The organism is uncultured Aquincola sp. (assembly GCF_964001545.1).
Lineage (GTDB): Bacteria > Pseudomonadota > Gammaproteobacteria > Burkholderiales > Burkholderiaceae_C > Aquincola.
Genome location: NZ_CAXFDV010000324.1, coordinates 1 through 1,824, shown reverse-complemented (window position 1 = coordinate 1,824; position 1,824 = coordinate 1). Strand labels below are relative to the sequence as shown.

General features: G+C 71.8%; 2 protein-coding genes. Both read left to right on the top strand.

Translation table 11 applies throughout. From position 1 onward, the window contains the following. Positions 1-491, top strand: a 491-nt coding sequence (mraY, locus tag ABNT58_RS11350; protein WP_348753587.1) for a phospho-N-acetylmuramoyl-pentapeptide-transferase, incomplete at its 5' end; no start/stop codon positions are given. Positions 492-493: 2 nt separating this feature from the next. Beyond that, on the top strand, positions 494-1,824 hold a 1,331-nt coding region (locus ABNT58_RS11345), incomplete at its 3' end, for a Mur ligase family protein (protein WP_348753586.1).

Sequence of the window (1,824 nt, the reverse complement as noted above, 5' to 3'; positions counted from 1 at the left end):
CGGTGGTGCTGGTGGGCTCGGCGCTGGGCGTGTTCTCTTACGTGGTGGGCAGCTCGGTGTACTCCAGGTACCTGCTGTTTCCGTACATCCCGGGCTCGGGCGAGCTGATGGTGTTCTGCGCCGCCATGGCAGGTGCCGGCCTGGCCTTCCTGTGGTTCAACGCCCACCCGGCGCAGGTGTTCATGGGCGACGTGGGTGCGCTGTCGCTGGGCGGCGCGCTGGGCACCATCGCCGTCATCACCCGGCAGGAAATCGTGCTGGCCATCATGGGCGGCGTGTTCGTGGCCGAGGCGCTGTCGGTCATGGCCCAGGTCACCTGGTTCAAGTACACCAAGAAGCGGTATGGCGAAGGCCGGCGCATCCTCAAGATGGCGCCGCTGCACCACCACTTCGAGAAGAGCGGCTGGCGCGAGACGCAGGTCGTCGTGCGCTTCTGGATCATCACCATGCTGCTGTGCCTGATCGGCCTGGCCAGCCTGAAGCTGCGTTGACCATGGACCACTTGAACAACCGCCACCTGCTGGTGCTGGGCCTGGGTGAATCCGGCCTGGCCATGGTGCGCTGGTGCGCTTCGCACGGCGCCCATGTGCGGGTGTGGGACTCGCGCGAGGCGCCGCCGCAGGCCGCCACGCTGCACGCCGAGTGGCCGCAGGTGCCGCTGGCCAGCGGTGCGCTGGACCCGTCGACGGCGCTGCAGGGCGTGGAACTGGTGCTCAAGAGCCCGGGCCTGTCGCCGCTGGACGAACGCATCCGCCCGCTGCTGGAAGAAGCCCGCGCTGCCGGCATTCCGGTGCAGGGCGAGCTGGACCTGTTCGCGCGTGCGCTGGCCGAGCTGAAGCACCGCCGTGGCTATGCGCCGCAGGTGCTGGCCATCACCGGCACCAACGGCAAGACCACCACCACGGCGCTCACCGCGCTGCTGGTGGAACGCTGCGACAAGCGCGTGGCCGTGGCCGGCAACATCGGCCCGACGATGCTGGACACGCTGGCCGCCGCGCTGGCGCAGGAGCCGGAGGCTGAGCCGGTGGTGGACGCCGCGCCCGAGGCTGCAGCGCACACCGTGGCGCAGGCCGCGCCCACCGTGGCCGCCGAAGCGACCGTCGAAGCCGAAGCACCAGCCGCCACCGCAGAGCCGGCCGCCGTCGACGTGGCCACAGCCGAAGACGACGCCCCGGCCGCCGAGGCCGACCGCGACGCGGAAGCCGAAGCCGCCCTGCTGCCCGACGACGCCCCGCTGGTGCTGGCCCCGCCGCCGCCGGCCGCCCCGGTGTTCCAGGTGCTGCCCGAGGTCTGGGTGCTGGAGCTGTCCAGCTTCCAGCTCGATGGCGTGCGCGGCTTCGAGCCCAGCGCGGCCGCCATCCTCAACCTCAGCCAGGACCACCTGGACTGGCACGGCGACATGCGCGCCTATGGCCAGGCCAAGGCCCGCATCTGGGGCGAGCAGGCGGTGCTGGTGGTCAACCGCGACGACCCGGCCGTCGAAGGCCTGGTGCCCGCGCCTTTGCCCGAAGTGAACGCCACCACCGGCAAGCCCTTCAAGGCCGCCAAGGGCAAGGCGCCGCGCACCGTGGCCCGCAAGGCCGTGCGCTTCGGCCTGGATGCGCCGCGTGAGCCCGGCGACTTCGGCCTGGTGACCGAGAACGGCATCGCCTGGCTGGTGCGTGCGCTGGAAGCCGACCCCACCGAAAAGCGCCGCAAGGGTGAAGCGCCCGAGATCCACCTGCAGCGGCTGATGCCGGCCGATGCGCTGCGCATCCGCGGCCGCCACAACGCCGCCAATGCGCTGGCCGCGCTGGCGCTGGCCACCGCCATCGGCTGCCCGCT